Genomic DNA, 26,275 nt, shown 5'->3' with positions numbered 1-26,275 from the left:
TGTGTAAAATGTGTTTTAACTCGGCTCACCTTTGATTAGATAACGATAAGAATATTAGACATATTATGTGGACAATTCCCAACCAAATTACATTATTTAGAATTATTTTAATTCCGGTTTTTATTCTGGTATTTTATTTACCTGTGTCGTGGAATCATTTTGGCGCCTTTGTGGTTTTTTGGTTTGCCGCGATAAGTGATGCGCTTGATGGCTATTTAGCGCGAAAACTTAATCAGTCTTCAGCCTTTGGTGCTTTTATCGATCCCGTTGCTGATAAATTGATGGTGGTTGCCGCATTAGTTATCTTAATTCAAGATTTACAAGTGTGGTGGATATCAATTTCGGCGATATTAATGATTTCACGTGAAATCTTTATCAGTGCCTTGCGTGAGTTTATGTCTTCACGTGGTCATCGAGATGTTATTGCGGTTTCACAAATGGGTAAATATAAAACTGCGGCGCAAATGTTAGGCATTATGGGCTTAATTTGGTACCCCACTTATGATATTCCATTAATTTTATTTGAATTTCCACATGAAATATTAATTTTTGCTGCTTATGGCTTTTATGCTGTAGCCACTGTGCTCACTTTTTGGTCTATGGTGATCTATTTTAAAGCGGCTTGGCCAGAATTAACCAAGTAATTTATCGTTAAATTGTCTGTTTTTAGCTAAAAAAACACCATATTAGTCGCTTTTTGAGCAGTCGAAATAAAATTGATATTAAAGGGTTGACTCATAAGTTTTTCAATGTAGAATGCGTTTCCAGTTGACAGGGAGTCAGCAGATGAAGCGGCTGTAGCTCAGCTGGTAGAGCATCACGTTGCCAACGTGAATGTCACGAGTTCGAGTCTCGTTAGCCGCTCCAATTTCTCTTTAAGAGAAAATCTAGGGAATACTATCTTACGGTAGTTTGTAAATAAAGGGCGGGTTGGCAGAGTGGCCATGCAGCGGATTGCAAATCCGTTTACCTCGGTTCGACTCCGGGACCCGCCTCCATTTGCCCGGGTGGTGGAATTGGTAGACACAAGGGATTTAAAATCCCTCGCTCATAGAGCGTGACGGTTCAAGTCCGTCTCCGGGTACCATTTGCCTACTTAGTAAGATTGTTAATACATATTGGCATATGTATAGAGTCAGTTTGATATATGAAGCGGCTGTAGCTCAGCTGGTAGAGCATCACGTTGCCAACGTGAATGTCACGAGTTCGAGTCTCGTTAGCCGCTCCAAATTTCAAATGATGTGTAGTCTTAATTAATAGGTGTTAATTAAGCAAATGAAGCGGCTGTAGCTCAGCTGGTAGAGCATCACGTTGCCAACGTGAATGTCACGAGTTCGAGTCTCGTTAGCCGCTCCAAATTTGATAGTGTTAGTGTAAAAAGAAAAAGTAAATCATCAATATTTACTATAAAAATACTTCTCGATGCCCGGGTGGTGGAATTGGTAGACACAAGGGATTTAAAATCCCTCGCTCATAGAGCGTGACGGTTCAAGTCCGTCTCCGGGTACCACTTTTGTTTAGAGATGTATTTAAAGTTCTACGAAGCGGCTGTAGCTCAGCTGGTAGAGCATCACGTTGCCAACGTGAATGTCACGAGTTCGAGTCTCGTTAGCCGCTCCAATATTTCAATCTCTTATTTCATTATCATGCAAATAAGAAGAACGTAGTTACCAAGATTACGTTAAAAATACTCCTCGTTGCCCGGGTGGTGGAATTGGTAGACACAAGGGATTTAAAATCCCTCGCTCATAGAGCGTGACGGTTCAAGTCCGTCTCCGGGTACCACCTTAGAAAATCTCAATTCTTTGCTCAATAACTATCATTTTATCTGTATCAGATTTTATTTTTTAATAAAACTTATCGCTTTGCCATGATTTTTTCAATATTCTTGTATTAATAATGCTATTGCTTGGCTTTAATATTTTTTATGAAGTGTCCGCTGTTTATTCGATGTGAAAGTTACATTTTTTAACAGAGTGGCTGCGTTTTGTCGCGTATTATTAAGTGTTTTTATTAAAAAATTTATTATTTTCAACAATTTCCGAGAACTTAGTATGACATTACAAAAATCAATTCTTGCAGCGGCCATTACATTGGCAACTTTTAATAGTTACTCTGCATCTTTTCAATTAAATGAAACAAGCGCTTCAGGCTTAGGCCGAGCCTTTGCTGGTGATGCTGTGATAGCAGATGATGCTGCTGTTTTAGCTCGTAATCCTGCCGCAATGGCTTTGTTTGACAAAGCAGCTTTCTCTCTTGCCGCAACCTATGTTGATCCTGGTGTAAATATAAAAGGCATTGATGCGCCAGATATCCTTGGGGCTGATTATGATGTTAGCCAACTTAAACAAGATGGTGTCGTACCAACAGCTATTATTCCAGCAATGTATTTTATTAATCCGGTCAACGATACATTTGCCTATGGTGTTGCTTTTAATTCGAATTTCGGCCTAAAAAGTGAATACGATAACGACTATGAGGCAGGCTCTATTGGCGGTAAAACCGATTTAAAAACCATGAATGCTAATATTAGTGGTTCGTATCGAATCAATGAGCAGCTTAGCTTAGGTTTGGGGTTAAATGTTGTTTATGGTGAAGCTGAATTAATTAGACATGCGGGCAGTGTACTGGAAAATGGCGTATCAATTCCTGGTGTTGGCCTAGTCGTTGCACCAGTGCAAGGCAGCACTGAGGTTGTCAATATGGCAGGTGATGATTTTGGTTATGGCTGGAATATTGGCCTTGTTTATGAAATTAATCAAAACCACCGTTTTGCGCTTACTTACCGTAGTGAAGTCGAATTAGCATTTGATGGTGAGTTTTCTGGACTGGGTGTGCAGGAGCAAGCAGCGAGCTTGTCTGTTGATATGCCTGCAATAGCTGAGTTTTCAGGTTTTCATCAACTTACCGAACAGTGGGCAACACATTACAGTATTATGTATACTCAGTGGTCGAGCTTTGAAAAGCTTGAGGCATTTATCGGTGATACGCTAGCATTTGAAAAACAAGAAAATTTTGAAGACAGCTATCGTTTTGCTTTAGGTGCAACTTATGATGTGAACCAAGATCTTGTTTTAAGAATTGGTATTGCCTTTGATCAGTCAGCTGCGGAAGACTATCGTTCAATCTCAATTCCTGACAGTGACCGATTGTGGTATAGCGCCGGTGCTACTTATCAACTAGCAAGTAATGACAGTATCGATTTTGGTATTTCTTATATCAATGGCGATAATGTGATTGTTACTGAAGAAGATGCATTATTAGGTAAATTACCTAGTTCTTTAGATGGCGTTGTTGGCAATAAGGATTGGGGTTTTAGCTCGGAAGGTAATGCCTTAATTGTTGCTATTCAATATAACAAAAGCTTTTAGTTAATTATAAAACTTTATGTTTTTGGTATTAAAGACATAACTTTAAGCACAATGATGACAAAAAAGCCAACCGAATTTAAGGTTGGCTTTTATTTTTACTATGTTCTGTAGGTATCTTCGTTAGACTGCTACGCTACTTACCACGTTGCTAATAGTCGCTTTGCTTGTTCTTTTCCTTGAAATAACTGCTGACTATTAATTGCTTCAATGAGGTGACCTTTGGCTTCTGTTGTCCTACCAAGCTTATCTAACGTGACGGCTAAATGGTATTTTATTTCGGCATTGTCATAATCTTTAGTCAGTGCGTATCTGAATAATGCTAGTGCTTCTAGGTGATTTCCTAAGCGACTTTCAATCCATGCATAGGTGTCTATAATAGCAACATTATCTTTTAAGTAAGAGTATGCTTGAGCAGCGTATTGACGGGCTTTCTTTTGTTGGTTAAGTGAAAAATAAATATTTGCTGCATTATTCAGTAATATCGGCAGTTGACCATGCTTACTTAATAGCTTTTCATAATTATCCGCGGCCTGTTGTAGCTGTCCTGAACTTTTATAACTATCAGCTAATGATATTTCTACAGCAATATCATCCGGATACTTTTTAAGCCAATCCTTTAAATAAGGAATAACTTGCTCTAATTCATTGATTTTTTTAAAGCTGCGGTAAAGCCCTAAAATAGCCTGCTTTTGATCAGAAAAACTCAGTGCTGTTAAGTAATGCTTCTTGGCTTTTACGATATTATCTAAGGTATAGTATAAATCACCTAATAATACTTGCTCTAAGCTTTTGCTGGCTGTTAATTTAGCTATGTTTTCAATTAAGCTTAATGCAAAGGCCTCATCTTTATTACTAATAACAAGGTTTACCAAACCGATATGAGCAGATACTGATTTTTGGTCTGCAACAATTGCTTTCTTGTATGATTGCATCGCCCCGACATTATCTCCTGCTTTCAATTGGGCTTGTGCAAGCGTTATATTAGCTGAAGATTTATCGGTAGATTTTTTAACATAATCTCTAAGCGCCATTATGGCTTGTTGGTGTTTATTTTGTTGTTGATATAATCTGGCGATCAATTTTAAGCTGTCTAAAGAGCTAGGATTTTGACCTATATACAAATCGGCAAACTCAGTAGCTTCAGTGAGTTGTTTATTAGCAACTAAGGTATTTACAAGTTTAGATAACACATAGAAATTGTTAGGTGCTTGGACATGTGCTTTATTAACCCAGAGTAGGGCTTCATCATAGTTATTTTCAAGTAAAAATATATTCGATAATTCTGTCATTATCAGTGGATCTTGAGGGAATTGTTTTAGTTTTTCATTTAAAAAAACTTTTGCACTTTCGAGATCGTTTTCAATGATATCCATTCTGGCTAAATGTATGATGGCAGCAATGTTAGTGTTATCAAGTAGCAATGCTTTAGTAAAGGCTACTCTTGCGGCGATTATTTTATTGTTCCAGCCTAATAATGCACCTAATCTTTGCTGAAAGTAACTATCGTTTGGATATTGTTGAACGAGTTCTTGTGCAATAGCGATCGCATCATCATAAAGCTTTCCTTTTTCGTATGAATCAATCAATAATAACTTTATTTGAATGTTATTAACTTTATTATCTTTTATGGTAAGTAATGCATCTATTGCTAATTGATACTCCCCCGACTGCATTTTACTACGTGCTAGATTTGTTATACCAATTTCAGAGTTAGGCTTTAATACTAAGACTTGCTTAAAGTAATTTTCGGCTTTTTTTACATCCCCTAGCTGCAGGTAGGTCATACCTAAGAGTGTTAATATGTCAGGATCATCAGGTTGAGATAAGTTGGTTTTTGATAAGAGGTTTTTGGCTGATATTGTATTGCCTTGTTGCAAATCAATTTGAGCAATCATTTTGACCGACTGTAAATGCAGCTCTACATAGCTGAGATATTTTTCTAGATACCTTTTGGCATCAACAAGGTTACCATATTGAAAGTTTGTCAATCCCGCGAGAAAATAATAATCAGGTGTTGTTTTCATTATTTCATCAGGAACTGCAGCTAAAGTAGCAATGACCTCAGTTAATTTTATATTAGCAGACTTATCACCTTCTTTGTTTAAGTTAGCATTAATTATTGCTTTCAAATAGCCTGCTCTTGGCTCATTAGGTATTTCACTAATGATGTAGTCTACATGTGCTTCAGCCAAGGCATATTCTTGTAAGCTAATGTGCAACATGGCTTTGGTTAATCGTGCTGCTAAATGTGTATTGTCAATTTCCAATGCTTGTTCAATCGCCGTCATTGCCCCTTGTAGTTGATTTGACTGTGCTAATATATTCGCTTTTAATATCCAACCATTAATGAAAGGTAGAGGTCCTGCGATGGCTTGCTCAACAAAGGTTAGTGCGCTATCGATTTTTAATGTATTAAGGGCTATTTGTGCTCTGCCAAGTAATGCCATTTGATTATCAGGAGAGAAGGATAACGCTTCTTCAAATGCACTGTCTGCTGAGCGCAACAGCTTTTGCCCGATTAATGCTTGACCTTTAAAAACTAATAATTCAGCCTCAATTTTATTTCCCCGAGTACTAGGTTTAGTTACACGTAAAACTTCATCGTACTTATGCTGTAATAAATAAGCATGTGCAAATAGGGTTACTAATCTATTTTGATCTGCGTTATAAGCCCTAGCTTTGTTTAATTCTACTTCTGCTAATGCACCATCACCTGTTGCTATTAAAGCTTGTGCCAATAAAATTCGAGAGGCTAAGTGATCTTGTTGTTTTTGTAGAGCATTTTTTAGATGAATTATTGAGGTTGTAATATCTTTATTTTGGTACGAAATTAAGGCATTTTCATAAAGTTTATCAGCGTTCTCATCTGCATTTGCTTGCCAGGAAAGTAGACTAGAAATAATGAAAAAGGCAGTAACTGTTTTCAATGTTGCTTTCCGGTTTGAGACTGTTGTTAGCTTTGCAGGTATATTTCTTTTCATTATTGGGCCCGTTGGTAACATTAAATTTAAAAGATTAGCTAAGTAATGATGATCAGTTTGAAATATGGTAAATACTTTTATTAAACTAGGCTAGCAAAATTACTTTATTTGGGGGGGCGTTTACAAACAATCATTTAATAAACTTTTAGTTTCGTATACTATCTATACAGATAAAGTTGCATTGGTTATGCTATTTAAAATGTTGTTTTAAATAGCATTGTCAGTAAAATTTACACTTGAGATACTTATCAATAATAACAATATCTGTAATAGTCTAAGTCATTGTTTTATTTTGATTTTATATTGTTGGTTCGATATTTGCTTTTGTTTATGGTTAAATACGGTGTAAAGACAACAAAAGCCATCACTTAAATAGTTGATGCGAAACTTGTAAATACGTTAATTGGAAAATTATGATGTCGATAATTACAAACAGTTTAAAAATGTTAACCTTCGGTGCTTTATTAGCCACTACGAGTGCATATGCTACAGATATAGCTTTAGATGGGACAACAGTTTCAGTAAATGATCGAGCAGACGCTGGTCAAGGTGGCTGGATTTATAATGTTGATCAGATGGATGTTTCTTGGGGAGATGATGATACTATTACTGTTGATGTTTTCACTAAGTTTGCATCTTCATATCGCGGTAGAAATAGTAACAATACATACAGTGATGGTAGTAATCATAAAAATATTATTTTTGGCGATCTCCTTATAGGAGCCAATAGTGCTAGTAATTCTGGCTTTAACTATGCTTTCTCATTAGGTGATCTTTACAGCGGTTGGAATACGCGTTTTAGTAGAATAGAGCGACTTGATCAAACTAATGGTGGACTTTATAAAATTAATGGCACCACCTCTGCCGGCAGTTACCATGGTTATTCTGATGATCGTGGTGCTGTATTTGGTCAAACAAAAGGGCATGAATTGAATGAAAATGCTTCTACGTGGTCATCTACCAATGAAAAAATAAGTTTTAGCTTTAATGTTAGTGGCTTAGATGCATTTAGAGAGGCTACTTCTTTATCGTTAAGCTGGGCAATGTCTTGTTATAACGATGCTGTCCATGAGACCTTTGCTGTAAATCGTGGCAATAGTCCGGTAGTTGATGTACCTGAACCGGCTACAATTATACTTATGTTACTTGCCTTGGCGGGTATAGCATATCGTCAGAGAGCTAAGAGCAATTTATTATCTGCTTAATTTTATAACTTAGCATGTAACTGAAAATAAATTTTTTGAAAAGCCAAATGCCTTTGCATCTGGCTTTTTTATTTGCGCTATTTGATTCGTTGGTTAATACCAATTCTACTAATACCAATTTTACTAAGTTTCTTCCCACTCAGTGAAATGTAAAAGGTTTAGCGGCACAGGTTCATAGTTCCAGACTGAACCTAAGTATCGACATCCATGCAGGCAAGGCATTGGTTGAAGATAATGGTTATTCTCGACAACTGCTCCTGCGTTGTTCTCAAACCGCTGGTAAGCGTTGAGAGAAAACAAACTCATACCTGTCTTCAGTATTGTTCAAAAAGTACAATACGTTTTAATTTATATTATCTTTACTTTATTAGTTTTTAACTCTAAGTGGTCAAAATGCTGTTTTTGATGTGTGTTTATTTGCAAAAAAAGATCATAAACTTAATGGCTTGGTACAATAAAATATATTTTTACAAATTGAAGTTAGCTAAAGTCAATAACAGCAGTTTACCAAGAAAGGTAGTGTTATACTTTTGACCATAAAAATATATTATTAATAACTATTTTACACTTTGGAGGTTTAATATGGCACAGCAAGGTTCGGGCGGAAATGTTTTAGCGGCAATATGTAGTTTTTTTATTCCTGGTTTAGGGCAGTTAGTGCAAGGCCGTATATTACCAGCAATTTTATTCTTTGTTTTTGCTAGTATTTTTTGGGGACTTTCGTGGTTAATTTTCCCGATAGCATTTGCAGTGATTACCCATTTATGGGCAATAATTGATGCGGCAAGGTACTCTAACAGAAACGGTCTGTGAATAAGCTTAACATAAATAGAGGTACTGACATGGCTAAATTATATTCCACCATCATCATGCTTGTATTACTAGTGGGCTGTCAGTCAGCCTATTATTCTGCAATGGAAAAAGTCGGTGTTCATAAGCGTGATATTATGTTGAACAGGGTTGAGAGTGCGCAAGTTGCACAGCAAGATGCTCAACAGCAGTTTACATCGGCATTAGAACAATTATCTCAACTGATAAGTTATGAAGGGGGGGATTTAGCAGCTCAGTATGAATTAATTAATGACCAATATGAAGCCAGTGAGTCGTCTGCACAAGAAGTTGCCTCTCGTATTGCCGCGATTGAGAGTGTGGCAGATGCTTTGTTTGATGAATGGAATGATGAGATTCAGCAATATTCTAGCAACAACTTAAAGCAGCAGAGTCAACAAAAGTTGAAAAAAACGCAGCGCAACTATCAAAGCTTAATTAAGTCTATGCATCGGGCTAAAGATAGAATGGCTCCGGTATTATCAGCCTTAAAAGATAATAGTTTATATCTTAAGCATAATTTAAATGCTCAAGCTATTGGTGCCTTGCAAGGCGAATATAAAACCATTAAACGCGATGTTGAGTCGTTAGTTGCTGAAATGAATAAAGCGATAGAGCAGTCACAACAGTTTATTGATTTGTTACAGCCAGAATAGTTTGTTAGGTTTTCGTATGGGCTACTGTAATTTTTGTGATGGTCGCCCGTTTTTATTTTAAATCAGGTAAAATACGCGATTATTTTACCGTCGACGTATTTATAGGAATGTAGAATGGGTCGTTATTTCAAACGCCTTAGTCAAGTATTAATTATTGGTTTTATTGCTCTTTATTGTCTTATTTGGTTACTGTCTCCACTTGTTATTCGCTCTATAGTTAATCATTACGGTTTGCCAAAATCTCTATCACTCACTTCTACTTCTAGTCTTCGCTATAACCCATTTACTGCTCATTTAACCATTAGCGACTTAGAAGTGAAAATTAACGAGCAAAGTAGTGCGCTGAAATTACAAAGCCTAGAGGCAGAGGTGGATTTACATCAATTATTGTTTGATAAAATTTATATCTCTGAATTTAATCTTAAGGGTATTTTTATTCCTGTAACGGTGAATGCATCATCATTTAATGTTGCTGGCATTGAATTAATGGCTGAAAAGGCAACCTCTACAGCAACTGAACATGAAGCAGTTACAGAGCAAACGGGTGCCGACTTTCCTTATCAAGTTATTTTACCTGAGCTTAGCTTAACCGATGCGCATATAGCGTTATTATACTTTTCAGAGACGCATAATATTCAGCTTGATTCACTTGTTTTGGAAAATATTTTGCTTTCAAAAAATGAGCAAGATCTTAAATTAAATTTACTGAGTCAGTTCAATGGTGCGCCAATAGAAATTGCGCTAGATGGACGTTTATTACAGCAACAAGGTAAGCTTAATATAAATGTAAAAGCCCAGCAGGTAGCATTAAAATCTGCACAAGCTTTTTTGCCTTCATCAATATCTTCGCTTGATGGGCAAATTAGTTATTCCAGCAAAATTGCTATCGAGCTAGCTAATGACAGAACCTCAACCGAGGTTAGTGATTTATTACTGGTTATTGAAGAGCTCAATATTGCGCAAGAAGATTTTAACCTTGCTGTTAAGAAGCAAAAAATTCAAGCAGAGTTACTCACTATTTCATTACAACCGAATAAGCCTATTAGCATTAATACTAGGTTAGATTATATTGCCAATGGTATTTATGCCAAGTCGCAAGTCAATGAGTCAATCTTAGCAGATATATCGCGTATCAAGGCTGACAATATTGCGCTAGATTTTGATAATAACATTGCAAAAATAAATATTGAGCGCAGTGAATTTAGTGATGGTCAGTTTTCGAAAAATCAACAAATAAAGATGCCAGCACTGGCTGCTTTCAATCAACTTGTCATTAATGATCTAGTGTATGCACCTGAGCTTATTGCTGTTGATAGTATTACTTTATCTGGGCTTGTTAGTCATCTTCTATTAGATAAAGACAAGAAGCTAGCAACCTTAGTTGCTTTGTCGACCGCCCCTGAAAAAGTTAATCAGAAAAATGACAACCTTGATACTGTTCCAGAGCATAATAAACCTGAGCTTGATGATGCAAATCAAGCACCTGAACTAGCGTTTAAACTTGGCCAATTTACCGTTATCGATCCGGCGGTTATAAATTTTAAAGATGCTAGTGTTACACCTAACTATGAACGTGACCTTGTCATTAGTCAGCTTTCTTTATCTGATGTTGATAGCAGAAAACCAGAGCAAGAAGTGTTGTTTAGCATGAAAGCAAAAAGTGATAAATATGCATATCTAGATATAAAAGGGCGTGGTTTTCCTTTTGCATCTGAGCAAAAATTTACTTTAGATGCAGCAGCTAAAGAAGTCAGTTTACCTGGTGTCTCTAGTTATATTAAAGATGCGTTAAGGTATGAAATTGAGAGCGGACAGCTTGATGTCGTTATTAAAGCTAGCTTAATAGCAACTAAACTCGATGGCGATGTCGATTTGTTGCTCAGAGGTATAGAGTTTACTGCTGCAGATGATCATGAGACAGGCACGATAATTGATCAAACTAGCGTACCATTTAATGTCGCTTTAGGGATGTTAAAAGACTCAGATGGTAATGTTGAGCTATCGTTGCCATTAGCCGGTGACACTAGTGCCCCCTCATTTGGCTTTTCAGGCTTTTTAACCTTACTGGTTAAACAAGCGACTATGTCAGCGGCTAAAGATTATTTAATTACAACATTTGTTCCTTATGCGAGTGTGATGAAAGTAGCAATGGCGGCGGGTGAATTTGCTCTTAAATTAAGAATAAATGATTTAAATTACGCGGCCGGTGAAACAGAGTTAACGACTGAACAGTTAGAGTTTAGTCGTCAGATGTCGGTGATGTTGGCAGATAGAGGTGATGTTAACGTCAAGCTTTGTGCTATCGCAACGGCAAGTGATATTGAACTAGAAGATGTATCAACAATACATCAAGCTGAGAATATTGAACGCTTAAAAGCCATATCTCGACAGCGTGCTGAAAATTTTAAAATACACATGGTTGAGCAATTAAACGTGCCTTCTGCGCGGTTATTATTTTGTACACCGCAAATAGACAGCTCGAAAGGTGCTAAAGCCAGAATAAAATTTGTTATTTAGAATAAGGCCATTAAAAGCGACTTGTCGTTTATTGACATAGTCAGAATGCAATTCTGACTATGTCGCTATTTTATTTATGGTTGCACAATATTCCAACGTTAAGCACTGCATTCTTTGTTGTGCTCAACACTAACCTTCGAGTCTGCAAACACTTAGGTACATCGCTATGTTGTTAACTAAGGTATTAATACCAATTTTACTAAGTTTTTTCCCACTCAGTGAAATTTTAAAGGTTTAGCGGCACAGGCTCACAGTTCCAGACTGAACCTGAATACCTACACCTATATTGATTGAAGATAATGGTTATTCTCGACAACTGCTCCTGCATTGTTCTAATGACTCACATCCCTGTGAGAACCTTATCGAAATCAATAACACGGCCTGTAAGCTCTGAGTGGGAACAAACTTAATAGACTTGGTATAATTATTTAACATTACTGCTTAGGATAAAGCTCGCTTTTTATGACGTTTACTTTTAAGGTATTAAAAATACTAAATATAATTGGTGCCGATTGAATATTAATCTATCTAGACTGTTCAATATCATTAGCTTTGAAATGGTCCGCTTATTTAAAACTAAACGCGGTTTATTATCGTTATTAGCATTTGCTACTATCTGGTTTATTATCCTTTATTATTTTATCAGTTCAGCAGCTGATATCGTCAATTCTAATTCCTTTGAGAGTATGGCATCAGATCTCTTTGGTGCTTTAGGCTTATCTTCTTTATTAGAGTGGCCAGTATCAGAATATGCCATTTATTGGCTAGTGGCAGTTTATTTTTTCCCTATGTTTGCCTTATCAGTCTGTAGTGATCAGATTTGTTCTGATAAGCACCGTGGCACATTACGGTTTTTGACTTTGCGTTCAACTCGAACAGAAATTATTTTGGGGCGATATTTAGGCCAACTGTTTATTATTGCGGTATTAATCGTGATGACCGCATTAGCTACGGCGGTTTTAGCCAGTATTCGTGATTTAAGCCTACTGTTAGCAAGCTTACAGTTGGGCGCTAAATTGTCATTTGAAGTGATTATTGTTGTGATGCCATTTATTGCCCTTATGACATTATTAAATACTTGGGTTCATTCGGCTAGGTTTGCAATAGTCGCAGCCGTACTTTTTTTTAGCTTAGGTCCGTTAGTTATTGCTTTTATTAACTATCAATTCGGACAGGAGTTTTATCTCAATTTATTATTTCCAGGTGAGCAAATAGAGAGTATTTTATCTCAAAGTGGTGTTGTAGCAAGTCAGTATTGGTTGCCTTTAATACAAACACTTGTGTTACTTTTTGCGAGTAACTTAGTTATGAAGAGGGCATCAATATGAGTTTAATTATCGATGTTAAGCATGTGACCAAACGATACGGTGACAAAATTGCCCTAACTGATGTTGAGTTCTGTTTAGAAAAAGGTGCACCAGTGGCTTTAGTTGGCCCCAATGGTGCAGGTAAAACGACACTATTTAGTTTGTTGTGTGGCTACATTCAGCCATCATCAGGCAGCATTAGTGTTCTAGGACATGCACCAGGGAATTCAGCATTATTCGGCCGCTTATCGGCCTTACCACAAGATGCTCAATTAGATCCTCGATTTTCTATTGCAACTCAATTAAGTTTTTATGCACGTTTACAGGGGATGAGTAGTAAGCGCGCAAAACACGATACGGCGAGAGTTTTAGAAATGGTGGCATTAACCGATGCCAGTAACAGCCAGCCAAGTGAGCTATCGCACGGAATGCGAAAACGTGCGACCATTGCACAAGCTTTATTAGGTAGTCCTGAAATTGTTATGTTGGACGAAGCAACGGCAGGTCTTGACCCTGCAAACGCGAAAGAGATCCGTGCTATTGTTTCTGAGCAAGCTGGTGATGTTAATTTTATTTTAAGCTCTCATGATCTTAGTGAGCTGGAACGTTTATGTGACCAAGTTCTTTATCTTGAAGCAGGTCAGTTAAAGCAGCATCGTTCAGCTAATATTGATGATAGCGTTAGGTTTATCACCCTCAGAATGAAACAAGACTATCCTGAAATTATCGCGACAGTTTTACAATTGCAAGGGGTGAATCAAGTCACTATGACACAAGATAAAGAATACTTACTGACCGTAATGAACGGACAAGACAATGCGAGTATTGAAATGGATTTACTCCTGCTTCTGCAAAAAAATAATTGGTTATATGCGCAACTAATTAATGGCAAAACGCTAGAAAATCAATTGTTTTAATCGCTTATACTGATATTGTTGTACTGGGCTAGAACGTAGCTATGCACAACGTAATTACCTATCAATAATACCAATTTTACTAAGTTTCTTCCCACTCAGTGAAATTTAAAAGGTTTAGCGGCACAGGTTCATAGTTCCAGACTGAACCTAAGTACCGACATCCATGCAGGCAAGGCATTGGTTGAAGATAATGGTTATTCTCGACAACTGCTCCGGCGTTGTTCTAATGACTCACATCCCTGTAAGAACCTTATCGAAATCAATAACACGGCCTGTCAGGCTTTTAAAATCACCCTCAGGGAGCTTACCAGGCCGATAATTTCCTTCGTATAGAATAACTATATTCACAAAATGATCGTTGTTCTCAAAACGCTGGTAAGCGCTGAGTGGGAACAAACTTAATAGACTTGGTATAACCTTGGTTTGAGTGTTATCTTGAACCAAGGTTGTTATTTTTGACTATTTACTTGCTGGTATATATTCACCTTCTAAACTTGCTGGTATTTGGCCATTAGATAAGTTATTAAGCCATGTTAGGTAATGATCATATGACATGGGTTTAGCATAGTAATAACCTTGACCAATATCGCAGCCAAAACTGCGTAATGTTGCTTCATCTAAGCTACTGTTTATGCCTTCTGCAACAACTTCTAAGCCCAGCCCTTTAGCCATTTTTACTGCCGCTTCAGCAATAACTTTACGCTTTTCATCACTGCAAACGTTCTCAACAAATTCTCGGTCTATTTTTAACTCTTGGAAAGGGAGTTTATTAATTTGTGATATTGAAGAATAGCCAGTACCAAAATCATCAATACTAATGGTAATGCCAAGGGCAATAAGTTGTTCTATGGTCGTTATCGCTATATTGCTTTGGGCAAAAGATATTGACTCTGTTAGTTCAAAAATCATCTTCTCTGCTCTAATATCACAGCGTTTAATTATTGTAGATACATCGTCAATAAAGTTTGCTTGAATAAGATCTTTACCACTGATATTGATAGATACCATATGGTTAAGCCCGGTGTTTTCAGTGAGTGCTGCTTGTTGGCGAAGTGCTGTTTCTATTATCCATAATGTTAACGATGGCATTAAGCCAAAGTCTTCAGCAATGGTAATAAAGACATCAGGTGAAATATTGCCAAGTACAGGATGCTGCCAGCGAATTAAACATTCACTACTGCAAACTTTATTTGTTTTTAAATCTATCTGTGGCTGATGAAATAACTCGAAGCCCTGAGCAGTTATTGCTTGCTGAAGATCAATAGCCAACTGAATTGAAGAGTGATTGTGTTGGTTATTTTGTGGTGAAAAGTAAGACCACTTATACTGTTTTGATTCTGCATCATTTGCGGCGATTGATGCATTACTAATGAGGCTAGCACTTGAACTGCCGTGTTCAGGAAAGTCGGCTAAGCCGATATAGGCTGATAATGGCAGTTTAAGGTCTTTAATGTAAAAAGCCTCATTAGCGGCGAGTTGGATTGAATTAACGGTTAACTTAATATCTTGTTCATTACGTGTGTTATCAATCACCATAGCTAGGCTAGAATTTTCTAAATAACAGAGCTTTTCATATTGATCAGTAATACTTAACACTGCATCATTAAATCTAAACAGTGATGATAATTTTTGGTTTAAGTGTTGAAAAAATTCAATACGAGTTTGTTCATCAATGTACAGCTCGATGCGTTGAAACTGTTCTGGTTTGATCACTATAACCGTAAAGTCTTGATTATCTGCTTCTAAAATTTGGCTGATTTTATGATCTAAATTTGTCTGTCTAGGTAAGTGGTTACTTTGATGATAAGCAATCATAGTCAGTTTTTCTTGTTCATTTCGACGAATACGATCAGCCAAAGCAAATGCCATAAATGTTACTTCAATCATGATACCGAACAGGAAAGCATTAGCGGTTAAAAAACTATATTCAAGTTTGTTTAGTAGCACCATAGGTTGAATAACAGCGCCAATTAATAACGGTAACCAAGATAAAAAGTAAAAACGTGCCCAGGAAAAATCATGTTTTAAACGATTAAAAATCAGAAAGAGTGCAACGATATAAAAAACTGGCTGTAAGGAAAAAAACAGTTTGGTTTGTGCTAATTCATCAAGTACAAGGGAATAAAACGCACATAAAATTAAAATGCCCGCTACTATAAGTGAGCATTTATAAGCCCAGTGCTTTAAGCGGTCATAACGGAGATAATAAAGGGTAAACAGCAATAAAAATGCAATAAGCAAGAAGTCTGCAAATATCAGGTACTGGTTAAATAGCTGCATTACCTGATTGGAAAACAGAAAGTAGCCATAACCTGTTAATGAAGAAAGTACCACAAAAGCAGAAATTAAGTAGCCAATATACAATAAATAAACTTTGTCTTTACCAGCAAAAAATAGCACTAAGTTATATATTGCCATAATGATCAATATACCGATAAATGCCCCATATACCAGTTGCGATAGCATTTGCCGCTGTTCAAAGTCTTGCGCAGTAAATAACAGTAAAGGAATATTAGGTGGTCCAGAGTTCTTAAGCTGAATAAGGTATTCACTATGACCGAATTGATTGAGCTGTAAACGGGCGTAAGGGGATATCTGTTGATTTAAATCTTCTAAAACTAACTGCTTATTATATATTACTGTTGGTGGTGTTAATGCATTGAGTTCGTAGATGGTAAAGGTTTCAAGTCTACTGTGCTCAGCCATCAGTATCACTGGCTCATTGTGATTATTTTTCATTAAAATTTGTTGATTTTCACTCGTTGACCTTGATATTTCACCAATAGGATAATGCAGAGATAATTTTATCCAATAACTTTGCTTTGCTAGTGCATAAGGTATTGCATTTAAATCACTGTCGGTGAAGTTAACATCATTCAAAACACTATTGAGCGTAATGGTGTTAGTTTCATCTATGTAATAACTACTCGTGATAGTAAAGCGACTATTGTTCTCAGTAATGTTTTTTTGGTCAATATCATAGATAAGAAGAGAAAAACTAATAACGATGCCGACTAATAGCGTAGTAATTAATACTGTAGAGAACCATTTGCTTAACTGTGAAAATATCAAAAATAAATGCTCATCTGAGTGAATGATAAAGTGTTGGTGTATTATAAATAATGTTTTGAGATGGTAAATATTTTCTCATAAACATGACCTATGATGAAATTCAGTACCTAACTTTTCGTTTTTGGACTATGTTGTTACTAGCGTTGTCTTTTAAGTGGAGTTTAGCCTATACATACCTTATCTTAGACAAATAATGTAAAAACGGTAAAGACTAATACTTTTGTAAGATTATAATCTTCCTATATAAAATAATGTAGCAGAAATATTCATATCAAGGCATAGTTTTATGAAATAGTTAGTTGATTTTTTAATGTAAATACCAAATTAGCTATTTTATGGCTATCGATTTAATAACAAGCGATTATTGATTGCTTGTTATTAAATTATTTTAAATAAGTATAAATGCAAGGAACAGGAAGCATTATGTTGAATATGGATTTCACAAAGCGCGTAGTTATTCACACTCAAGAGCAACATTGGCAAGCGAGTCCTTTACCTGGAGTATGGCGCAAACCGTTAGCGCGTGAAAACCGTGAAAGTGGTCATGCAACCAGTATGGTTAAATATGATGCAGGAGCAAGTTTTCATTCTCATAACCATCCTTTAGGAGAAGAAATTTTTGTCCTTTCAGGTATTTTTTCGGATGAAACCGGTGACTTTCCTGCCGGCAGCTATTTTCGTAATCCTCAAGGCTTTATCCATGCACCATTTAGTAGAGATGGCTGTGAACTATTGGTAAAACTTCACCAATTTTCCCCGTTAGATACCCAGCGCATATCTGTTGATACACAACAACAAAAGTGGCAACAGGGTAATGGTAATTTAAAAGTTAAACCTTTGCATTGCTTTGAAACTGAATCTGTTGCTTTAGTTTTTTGGCCGGCAGGTGAAAAATTTATTTTACATCGTCATTATAGCGGTGAAGAAATATATGTTATTAGTGGTGAGTTAATTGATGAATTTGGCCGTTATCCTACTGGGTGTTGGATTAGAAGCCCACATTTGAGTCAGCATCAACCATTTGTAGAGCAAGATACATTGATTTGGGTTAAAACCGGCCATTTAACTCAAGGCTAATTGTTTTCAATACTTGAATTCAAACCAGAGTCATTGAATAATGGTTTATTGTTATAGTATTTATCATCCGTCGATTTATTTGAAGAAAAAATAGGAATTTATCTGTGGCTAACCAACCTGACTTATCAACTGTGAAATCGATATTGTTTATTTGTATGGGCAATATCTGTCGTTGCATATAAATCAATGGCTTACGTGCATTCCCCAATGATTCCCCAACGATTCCCCAAATGAGCTACTTTATTTGTAAACTTTATATATTTCATTACTGTTTTAAATGAATGTTTAAAAGTTTATAAATATTGGGGTGCATACCTGAATGTAATAAAGTAATTAAATATTAATTTATTGAATCTGACAGTCGCAAAGGCCACAATAGAAGCGGTCAACAACAGGGGGGCAGTGTACAGAATAGCTAGACCTAACCTTACCCTAATAGACAACTAATCCACCATTCATCAATTTCCATATTCTTATATAGCTATAATATATTTAGTCTTATAAAGTACATGTTTTCGATTATATTGATTTCTAGAATGAAAATAGAGCGTGCTGAAAAAATTTTACAACTTCAATTAGATTGGGTCAAAACCGCTGATGCAAAGGTTCCAGCTCTATTTGCAATAAATATATCTATGCTAGGAGTGCTTTCAGCTTTAGCGAAAGCTGCCACCTCATGGTCACTAGTTTCAGGCATATTTGTAGTTATTTGTGCTTCACTATTAATTTATAGTATTGGCAATATGGCATTTACAATGTTCCCTTCATTGCTCGGCCCAAATACTTCCAATTTATATTTTGGTGGAATAGCAAAACAAAGTAATGAAGATTTTCATGAAAAAATAAAACAATTAAGTGATGATGAATATTTAGATGATTTAATTAATCAAGCATACAGAAATGCTGAAATAGCAAAAAGTAAGTATGGGTATATTAAGAAGTCATCGGTTTACTTATTATTGAGCTTTCCTATATGGCTGCTTTCAATTTATTTAATTTATACATAGATAATTATGACTCTCAGAAACGACTTGGAAGCCCAAGTTAATAAAATTTTTAGTGAACAATGGTCAGAACGTAAAGGCCAAAACGTTCCTTCAGCTGAAGCTCTGCGATTATCGAATGATGCCGTTAAACTTCACGCAGTCGTTTTATATGCAGATTTATCCGAATCTACAAAGTTGGTTGATACTAAAAATGACTTTTTCGCAGCAGAAGTTTATAAGACTTACTTACACTGTTCAGCCAAAATAATTAGATCACAATCAGGGGAAATAACTTCTTACGATGGCGATAGAATTATGGCTGTTTTTATTGGTGATAGAATGAACTCTAGGGCAGCAAAAGCGGCTCTTCAAATTAATGATGCAAGATTGAATATTATAAATCCCATCTTGAAAAAGAACTATCAAAGTTCTAATTATGAAGTACAGCATACCATTGGCATAGATAGTTCTGACTTATTTGTAGCAAGAACAGGTATACGAGGGTCAAATGATTTAGTTTGGGTTGGGCGTGCAGCAAATCATGCAGCAAAACTTGGCAGTCTTTCGAATGATTACCCTACAAGGATAACACAAGAAGTTTATCAAAAGCTAAGTGATGACTGTAAGTTTACTAATGGAAAACCTATGTGGGAGCAAGTGACTTGGAATCCAATGAATAGAACCATCTACAGGTCAACTTGGCATTGGTCAGTAAGCTAATACCTTTAAACTGAATTTCCGCTTTAGGTTAAAAGTTAGCATCAATTCATGGACAGCTATGAGCTTATTATTGCCTGTCAGTTTTAGTTAAGCTCTTATATTTAGCTACTAGAAATATAGTCTAATTTGTTACTACCTTATTAAATACTATCTACTTTTTCCCAATCACAACCACGAAGGTCATCATATTCATCAGTCATTTTCTCATGTTTATGCCCTAATAGTTTTTTTGTATTTACTCCTTGATCTTTATACTCCCGTTCAGATAATGATCTTAATTCATGGAATGAAGGAGGCTTCAAAATATATTCAATACCAGTTGCTATAATAGCTTTGGCGAAAGTTCTTGAAACTGTATCTGCATGTAACGGATCACCCAATTTATTTACTGCTCTAGCCGTAGTATGGTGAAGTACGAAAGGTGAGAATTTAAATAAGTTAGCTTTATTAATCACATCACCGACAGATAAGTTGAGTTTTTCCAGACTTAAACTTAAGGGTATTCTTAATAGGTTTCCTGTTTTCAGTTGAAATACACAAAGCTGATCATCTTCAACGAATGAATAAGGTGCATATTTTACTAAATCAGCAAAGCTTGTGTAATCATTATTAACAAAGTGGTTTGGATTTAGCCTGTATGCCTTATAACGTTCATCCCAATCTTTACCTTTACGTTTTCTCATTAAACATAAATCAGTTCTTCGTTGCCCTGTTATAACAGCGAGTAAAGCCGATAGTCTATGAGGTTCATATTTATAAGCCTCAATAATTTTTTCAAAATGAGGAAAGCTTAAGCGTTCACGTTTGACTTTTGCATCAGGGTTTATTGTCATAGATGCAATATTAACGGTTATGTTATCAATACCGTTGCCAATAGCTATTTTATAAATATCAATATATATAGATCGAACAGATTGAGCCATTCGATTTTGATCTAATTTTATATAACTATTAAGTAATTCAGCAATTTTACGGACATTAATGTCTGCGAAAAATAAATCACCATGAGCCTTATGAATAGCCATAGTAATATTTTTCTTAATTTTGAAAGTATTCGGCTTGATTTCTCCATTTTTTAACTTTTTTCTACAATAAGATAGATATTGTTCAAGCCACACTTTTAATTGAATACCTGTGCAGGTATTTGATGGAGGAGTTAAAACTCTATTTACTTTTGCATTGGCGATCTTTCCATATAAAACTGCATTTAGCTCAATAGCCTCTTCTTTAGCTGCAACAATATCAGACCCAAGACTGTGAAATTGCTTTACTGCGTCAGGGAACCTAGGATCATTAAAGCGAGGATCTTTATACTGGCAAGAAAAGCCTGTCTTGCTACGTTTGTCTTTTTTAATATATAGGTTTTTTATATTGTGCGCGTTTAAATTGTTACGTGGTTTAGCCATTATTTATAATCCTTTGAGTTCTATTATTTAGCTTAAAGTTTACTGGTATTGACTGTTTTAACTCTTTTAAAGCATGTTCTGTTCTTTTACATTCAATAGTTTTCTGAACATAAGTAGCATTAGGATGAACTAGCCAACTTCCTCCTATTTTTACTGGAGCAGGAGTTATCAAATTATTTCTCGCCCATTTATTCAAAGTGCCTATACCGAATTTTTTACTATAATTTTTTTCAGCCCATTCAAGTAATGTAATTTGTTTCATTGATGATACCTCTTACTTAAAAAAGTAAATGGATTTGCATTACCTAATAACTTAATTAAATTAAGTATACACCTTTTAATTGTAACTAACTGATTTTGTCCAGGTTTGTGGTTTTTTCTACACGTAGGGTTAGCTATTGAATAGCTAGATAGTGGGGGTGGATGTTTAAAGTTTTTCATTTTTTAGACCTCTAATATTGAAATTTTATAAAATTTGAATATAGGAGGGCGTAGAACAAAATTATTAGTTTTTTGCCCTCCTATATTCTGCTTGATTTTGTTTAAAAGCTTGCATTTGCAAACTCCTGTTTTATGTAAAAAAGTTTTGTTTGTTTATCTTCTAATTTATCTACATTTTCGGTTCTCCAGTATTTTTTAAGTTGTGTTATTTATGATTTTTCGTATTTTGTAGCACTCTTTAGCCATCCCTCACTTTCAAGCCATACCATCATTTCGTACTGTGCCTTATTACTGAAATCAGGCTGTAAAGTGATATTCGTTAAGCCCCACATTAGTTTTTTATCATATTTGTCCAACTTATATGATGCTTGATAAAGGTTGACACCATAATTCTCATTACAACCTGAGGCTGCTACCTATGCTAGTAAGTGATTAGACGAACATCGTCCATTTTTTTCGAGCTGATTTTTAATTTCTTCAAGTGAAATCATTATAATTACCTCGTTAATTTATTAAATAATGAGCTTAAGCTGCTTGGTTTAAGTTAATGTACTCATATGCTATGAGCAAATAGATAGTTAGCAATCCTGTAACATCACCATGTTCGTTGTTTACGGACATACCTAACTCTGTACATACCTGAGTGTAACCTCTGACTAGATATGAAAAGCACCCAATGGCTTTCTTATCAACTTCCGCTAAGTCGAGTTCATCAAATAGAACATGTAGCATGGTTATTATGTTTTCTATTTCTTTATTATTTTCTATTAGCTCAATTGGCATATTCTGAAAAGTTTCTGTAATTAACTCGCAACCATGCATCATTAAATTAACAACCCTGTCAGATGTAATTACCTTAGTGCCTATGTATTTACGATGTTTAACGCTAATTTTTTCCATTGCTTTTTCTGAAGTAGCTTTTGTAACTTGCTTCAACATTCTTTCGTAATCTATAAATGTTTTCGCCTCAGGTGTTATTACCGAAATTTTACTCGTGTGATGTCTAAAATCTTTTTTCTTTGTATTCATTTTTTGATTTCCTATGTAAAAATTAAATTTTATTCAAGAAGCCAAAAAATTTGACCTCTTAGTTTTTAAGTTGATAGAACATCGTCATGTTCATATTTCCTGTTTTATAAACGTTTATAAAAAGACTTTACTGAAATTATTTAAAGTGAAGCCTTAGTTAATTCGATATAGATCTTAACAGAGTTTTTTTTAAAAATGAAATCACAGTCGACTGATTTTGTTGGTTTTTATCTTTAAATACGGGGCTTTTACAACTTTTTTATTGACATTTTATTTATTTCAGTGGTAGAAATTGATTGACAATTAAATAAAAAAAATGGTATTTATTTTTATGTTTTTTAACAACGCCTTATGTTGATTATTGAACGTTTTATTAGTTTGTTTTTGATGTTTTTTTTATTATTTATGCAAGTTTGAAATATTTTGTTACACTTTTGTATGTTTTATTTTGAAATTAATGTTTGCATTATCTAATTACTATTGGGTTGTTTATAAAGTGACCAATTGAATGTACTGAAAATTAATTATATTTTGGAATATTGCGTATGTTTATTGTACTTTTGGGATTTATATCTAATTTATTTGACTTAAAATATCGTTCAAGCAATTCTTCTAGCTACTGATCTCGCAACACGATTAATTGTTGATTTTTGAAAATGATCTGTTGCAGGTTTTGTAAGTTGCTCAATTGTTTTATTAATGTGTCCATACGATTTTCTCCCTTTATTATTTTTTAATCGGCTTATCATCACTAAGAAACTGAGTCTGTTTATTATTAATTAATGCTTTTAAACAAGCTTTATGCTTTACATAACCCTGTTGTAGTTTTTCTGAGTGCTTGTTGGTTATTCTGGTAAGTTCAGATTCATCACTGGCGAATAGCTAGACGCATTATTTTTTTGTGTCAGGTTAACCGACTAAATTAACTCCGTTTGTTATTTCTTAATAAATAATATTTTCTAATTTATCCCTTATTGATAAATCTTCAACATCACTTAAACAAAAATGAATATTCTCGTCAGAACAAGTCCCAGATACAAAGACCTTGGTTAAATAAACGGGTAAATTGACTTTCGTATCATTCCTTCTTTTTCTTGCTGGTTTGTTTGGTTCTATCGCTGTTACTGGACTATCTAATAAAATAACGCCATTGCAGATATTTGAGGTGCTCTCATTATTAGTTGAATCAATGTAGCGTACACGGTATGAGTGAGACTCTAGGATTATTCTGAAGTGTTTTAATAGACTGTTTTGTGGATCAATAGCATTAAGTTCGTGCATTGTTTTTATAAAATTACGGTGAGATTTAACAAAATCTGAAATTAATTGAATTTTATCGAAATGAGTATCACAGTTATGAATTCGATCTTTACCTTGAATTTCAATGTCTTTAGAGTATTTTATCATTTCTGTGTATGAAGTAAGGCCAAGCTTTCTTACGCTTTTCGCTCTACCTTTATTTATATATATTTGTGTGTCAGGCTGGAATGATTCAAGGATCTGAATTGGTTTTAACGATCTAAATTCTGGTTTTTTCAAGCGTGTTTTTTCATCTCCCTGATCTAAATCTTCAGTATAAGAAACTGCAAAATCATGGATCATTTTCTGGAGTTTTATTAGTTTCACAATATTGAAATTTTTTTGATGATCGTCAGAAGAAAGGTGATAAACATATTTATTGTACTGTTCATCATTATCAGTTTTTATTTCAATTGCTTCCTCTTCAAGCTCAATATGAATAAGTGCGATTGACCTAAAAAATAGCTTATAAAGTGACGGTATGGGATTACTCTCTTTATTGACTATTAACTTAAAATCCGTCTTAAGTATTGAAATAGTGTCTTGTTGATATTTCTTATTGTGTCCTCTTAATTGAGATGCGTAGTTTGTGGGTTTCATTATTTTACCTTATATAATAGTAGGTTATATACTTTTAACCTATACCTACACAATTACATAAGAAAATTATTTTTCAATAGTAAAACTGAATTAATTTTTATTTATTTTGGTATGTGACTCATTTTTGTTTATTTTATTCGTTTCTATGATGACTCCTGTAGTTGTTGTATAAGGTGCTGGTTGTGAATTAAAGAATCTTGCAAGCAGTTTTGAAGTTTCTGATTTTGCTTTAGTAATTCGTCTATCTGTGAGTTTCGTTTGTTTATTAGCATCTGATTGCTTGAAATGATCTTTTGCAAATCGTGCAATATTTTTAATTGCTCTTGATATTTTGTTAATTGCGTTACTAAATTTTCCATTGTTTTTCTTCCTTGATTTTATTTTTATATTTTGTGCTTTAGTATTTTTTTGACGTTGAATATCATTTTGTTTATTTAATGCTTTAGTACTGTTCTGATATTTTAAAAATGACTGTTTCAGTTTTTGGGCATGCTTATCTACTATTCTCGTCAGTTCCTTTTCATCATCAAGTGAAAAACCTGAACCAGTCTTAGAAGACTTCAAATTGTGCCTGTAACGGATCATTTCATTTATTGAGTCCTCTCCATAGAAAACCCCTTTTAATCTTACTGATACGCGCATCTCATCGTTTTTAATCGAAATGTAGTTCTTACCAATGCGATTAACATTAAAGCCAAGCTGGTTGAGATGTTTTATAATTTCATCCCTTGAACCAATTTGATTATCAGCAACCTTTTCTTCTATCAAAGTTGTAAGGCAACTTAATCTTTCTTTACTGGTTTTTAGCATTTTAAATGTATCAATGATGGTATTGGTTTGTTTGATATCATTTGGGTTTTCAAAACCATGCTGGTTATTAATTTTCTTTTGTAATAGCTGTAACTTTTTTAAATATTCCCCTTTATGAGATGGACTGAATCTAACCATTTTGTTACTGTCATACCGCATATTTGATAATAAAATATGAATTTCATTATTCCCCTTATCCTCATGTTTCACCGCTAAAATATTGAGAAATGGCTTTGGAATTTCTGGACAATAAACATCTAAAAACTGCTGAATAACATTTTGTTCTATTTCAGGTGTCAGTTTTTCAGAATCAATACCAGAAAAAGCATAAACAAATGATAAATACGGGTGATTAGCTTTAAATCCACGCATTTTATTGAGCCAAACATTTTTATCACCATAAATACATTGAGCGGTATGATCATCTAAACGGTCATTTAACAGGTAGTTTGCCATGACTGTAGGTTTAGCCTTTGCTGAGCAAAATTTAGCGATCATAAACACCTCTAATATCACATAAGGCACAATCAATACTTAGTAATGTGGCATTAATCTCATTCGGGTCAAAATCTTTATAATCGTCAATTGCTACTGTATTTATGTGTTTGGCTATTTGATTCATATTTTTAAATGTTGCTGCTAATTCTGCTCTGAGTTTGTTTATTTCACTTAGCCTTTGCTGTTCCAGAACTGCCATTACAGGGTCTGGTTCTGTAATAATGATCTTTGCTTTACGCATTAATATTTCGAATAAATCATTATAATTAAGTCCAGAAGCATGTTTTAAAGAGGTTATGAATAAATGCATATCCTCAGAAAAACGCATCGTCAATCGCTGTGTTTTTGTATCGGGGACTAAATGCTGTTTTGATCTTTTTATCTGGTTCAAAAAAGTTGTGGCAATAAAACTTTTTATTTTTTTGTATTCTGATTTGTCTTGAGCTTTAAAGCTCAATTCACACAGTATTTCACTATTCTTGCTGTTGTATTTTGCTGTTTTTATCTGATATTTGTATTTCTTCATTTCGAAAATCCTTTTCGTAATTCTTAAAG

The 26,275-nt window shown here is 34.8% G+C and carries 19 protein-coding genes and 8 tRNA genes; 19 read left to right on the top strand and 8 right to left on the bottom strand.

The genetic code is table 11. The features are described 5' to 3' along the window. Nucleotides 1-65 precede the first annotated feature (65 nt). The 10 genes from pgsA to FGD67_RS03830 all read left to right on the top strand — a co-directional run bounded on the left by pgsA (nt 66) and on the right by FGD67_RS03830 (nt 3,371). Entirely contained in the window at nt 66-644 is a 579-nt protein-coding gene (gene pgsA / locus FGD67_RS03875; RefSeq protein WP_257173786.1) for a CDP-diacylglycerol--glycerol-3-phosphate 3-phosphatidyltransferase, read from the top strand. A gap of 147 nt (nt 645-791) precedes the next feature. Continuing rightward, nucleotides 792-867: transfer RNA gene (locus FGD67_RS03870), tRNA-Gly, on the top strand. 57 nt (nt 868-924) lie between these two features. Beyond that, nucleotides 925-998 (top strand) — tRNA-Cys (locus tag FGD67_RS03865). A 3-nt stretch (nt 999-1,001) separates the two neighbouring features. Next, nucleotides 1,002-1,087: transfer RNA gene (locus FGD67_RS03860), tRNA-Leu, on the top strand. A gap of 65 nt (nt 1,088-1,152) precedes the next feature. Beyond that, nucleotides 1,153-1,228: transfer RNA gene (locus tag FGD67_RS03855), tRNA-Gly, on the top strand. Nucleotides 1,229-1,280: 52 nt separating this feature from the next. Beyond that, nucleotides 1,281-1,356 (top strand) — tRNA-Gly (locus tag FGD67_RS03850). A gap of 68 nt (nt 1,357-1,424) precedes the next feature. Next, nucleotides 1,425-1,510 (top strand) — tRNA-Leu (locus FGD67_RS03845). Nucleotides 1,511-1,544: 34 nt separating this feature from the next. Further along, nucleotides 1,545-1,620: transfer RNA gene (locus FGD67_RS03840), tRNA-Gly, on the top strand. 79 nt (nt 1,621-1,699) lie between these two features. Then, a tRNA-Leu gene (locus FGD67_RS03835) sits at nt 1,700-1,785 on the top strand. Nucleotides 1,786-2,054: 269 nt separating this feature from the next. Next, nucleotides 2,055-3,371 carry an outer membrane protein transport protein gene (locus FGD67_RS03830; RefSeq protein WP_257173785.1) on the top strand — a complete coding sequence of 439 codons (1,317 nt, stop codon included), beginning with the start codon at nt 2,055-2,057 and terminating at the stop codon, nt 3,369-3,371. Between the two features lie 137 nt (nt 3,372-3,508). Here FGD67_RS03830 and prsT read toward each other — a convergent pair whose 3' ends face one another. Beyond that, the gene (gene prsT / locus FGD67_RS03825) at nt 3,509-6,298 is read right to left on the bottom strand and encodes an XrtA/PEP-CTERM system TPR-repeat protein PrsT (RefSeq protein ID WP_257173784.1); all 2,790 of its coding nucleotides are present in this window, start codon (nt 6,296-6,298) and stop codon (nt 3,509-3,511) included. Between the two features lie 470 nt (nt 6,299-6,768). Here prsT and FGD67_RS03820 point away from each other — a divergent pair, with 470 nt between their 5' ends. The 6 genes from FGD67_RS03820 (at nt 6,769) to FGD67_RS03795 (ending at nt 13,782) form a co-directional block, all read left to right on the top strand. After that, nucleotides 6,769-7,557 (top strand): PEP-CTERM sorting domain-containing protein, encoded by a 789-nt coding sequence (locus FGD67_RS03820; RefSeq protein ID WP_257173783.1) that lies wholly within the window; start codon nt 6,769-6,771, stop codon nt 7,555-7,557. Nucleotides 7,558-8,139: 582 nt separating this feature from the next. After that, nucleotides 8,140-8,370, top strand: coding sequence for a hypothetical protein (locus FGD67_RS03815; RefSeq protein WP_257173782.1), 231 nt, complete (start codon nt 8,140-8,142; stop codon nt 8,368-8,370). 29 nt (nt 8,371-8,399) lie between these two features. Beyond that, on the top strand, nt 8,400-9,041 hold the full coding sequence (locus FGD67_RS03810; RefSeq protein ID WP_257173781.1) for a DUF2959 domain-containing protein: 642 nt from the start codon (nt 8,400-8,402) through the stop codon (nt 9,039-9,041). A 114-nt stretch (nt 9,042-9,155) separates the two neighbouring features. Continuing rightward, entirely contained in the window at nt 9,156-11,558 is a 2,403-nt protein-coding gene (locus tag FGD67_RS03805; RefSeq protein WP_257173780.1) for a DUF748 domain-containing protein, read from the top strand. A 512-nt stretch (nt 11,559-12,070) separates the two neighbouring features. Continuing rightward, entirely contained in the window at nt 12,071-12,886 is an 816-nt protein-coding gene (locus tag FGD67_RS03800) for an ABC transporter permease subunit (protein ID WP_257173779.1), read from the top strand. Continuing rightward, nucleotides 12,883-13,782, top strand: a complete 900-nt coding sequence (locus FGD67_RS03795; protein WP_257173778.1) for an ABC transporter ATP-binding protein — start codon at nt 12,883-12,885, stop codon at nt 13,780-13,782. Before FGD67_RS03800 ends, FGD67_RS03795 begins: the two co-directional genes overlap by 4 nt. A 459-nt stretch (nt 13,783-14,241) precedes the next feature. Here the strand turns inward: FGD67_RS03795 and FGD67_RS03790 are convergent, their stop codons facing one another. Further along, nucleotides 14,242-16,854 carry an EAL domain-containing protein gene (locus FGD67_RS03790; RefSeq protein WP_257173777.1) on the bottom strand — a complete coding sequence of 871 codons (2,613 nt, stop codon included), beginning with the start codon at nt 16,852-16,854 and terminating at the stop codon, nt 14,242-14,244. A 423-nt stretch (nt 16,855-17,277) separates the two neighbouring features. Between FGD67_RS03790 and FGD67_RS03785 the strand changes: the two genes are divergently transcribed. The 3 genes from FGD67_RS03785 to FGD67_RS03775 all read left to right on the top strand — a co-directional run bounded on the left by FGD67_RS03785 (nt 17,278) and on the right by FGD67_RS03775 (nt 19,637). Continuing rightward, nucleotides 17,278-17,931: a cupin domain-containing protein gene (locus tag FGD67_RS03785; RefSeq protein ID WP_257173776.1), complete on the top strand. Its 654-nt coding sequence runs from the start codon at nt 17,278-17,280 to the stop codon at nt 17,929-17,931. 536 nt (nt 17,932-18,467) lie between these two features. Then, nucleotides 18,468-18,938 (top strand): Pycsar system effector family protein, encoded by a 471-nt coding sequence (locus FGD67_RS03780; RefSeq protein ID WP_257173775.1) that lies wholly within the window; start codon nt 18,468-18,470, stop codon nt 18,936-18,938. A 24-nt stretch (nt 18,939-18,962) separates the two neighbouring features. Beyond that, entirely contained in the window at nt 18,963-19,637 is a 675-nt protein-coding gene (locus FGD67_RS03775) for an adenylate/guanylate cyclase domain-containing protein (protein WP_257173774.1), read from the top strand. 140 nt (nt 19,638-19,777) lie between these two features. Here FGD67_RS03775 and FGD67_RS03770 read toward each other — a convergent pair whose 3' ends face one another. The 6 genes from FGD67_RS03770 to FGD67_RS03745 all read right to left on the bottom strand — a co-directional run bounded on the left by FGD67_RS03770 (nt 19,778) and on the right by FGD67_RS03745 (nt 26,246). Continuing rightward, nucleotides 19,778-21,043, bottom strand: a complete 1,266-nt coding sequence (locus FGD67_RS03770) for a tyrosine-type recombinase/integrase (protein WP_257173773.1) — start codon at nt 21,041-21,043, stop codon at nt 19,778-19,780. After that, entirely contained in the window at nt 21,036-21,305 is a 270-nt protein-coding gene (locus FGD67_RS03765; RefSeq protein ID WP_257173772.1) for an excisionase, read from the bottom strand. The genes FGD67_RS03770 and FGD67_RS03765 overlap by 8 nt, the downstream gene beginning before the upstream one ends. 704 nt (nt 21,306-22,009) lie before the next feature. Beyond that, nucleotides 22,010-22,513, bottom strand: coding sequence for a hypothetical protein (locus FGD67_RS03760; RefSeq protein WP_257173771.1), 504 nt, complete (start codon nt 22,511-22,513; stop codon nt 22,010-22,012). A gap of 942 nt (nt 22,514-23,455) precedes the next feature. Further along, nucleotides 23,456-24,412 carry a hypothetical protein gene (locus FGD67_RS03755; RefSeq protein ID WP_257173770.1) on the bottom strand — a complete coding sequence of 319 codons (957 nt, stop codon included), beginning with the start codon at nt 24,410-24,412 and terminating at the stop codon, nt 23,456-23,458. A 90-nt stretch (nt 24,413-24,502) separates the two neighbouring features. Further along, the gene (locus tag FGD67_RS03750; RefSeq protein ID WP_257173769.1) at nt 24,503-25,720 is read right to left on the bottom strand and encodes a relaxase/mobilization nuclease domain-containing protein; all 1,218 of its coding nucleotides are present in this window, start codon (nt 25,718-25,720) and stop codon (nt 24,503-24,505) included. After that, complete coding sequence (locus FGD67_RS03745) at nt 25,710-26,246, bottom strand: hypothetical protein (RefSeq protein ID WP_257173768.1); 537 nt, start codon at nt 26,244-26,246, stop codon at nt 25,710-25,712. The genes FGD67_RS03750 and FGD67_RS03745 overlap by 11 nt, the downstream gene beginning before the upstream one ends. Nucleotides 26,247-26,275 lie beyond the last annotated feature (29 nt).

Source organism: Colwellia sp. M166 (assembly GCF_024585285.1).
GTDB lineage: Bacteria > Pseudomonadota > Gammaproteobacteria > Enterobacterales > Alteromonadaceae > Cognaticolwellia.
The sequence above is the reverse complement of the archived record's forward strand: the minus strand, read 5'-3'. Positions and strand labels throughout refer to the sequence as shown.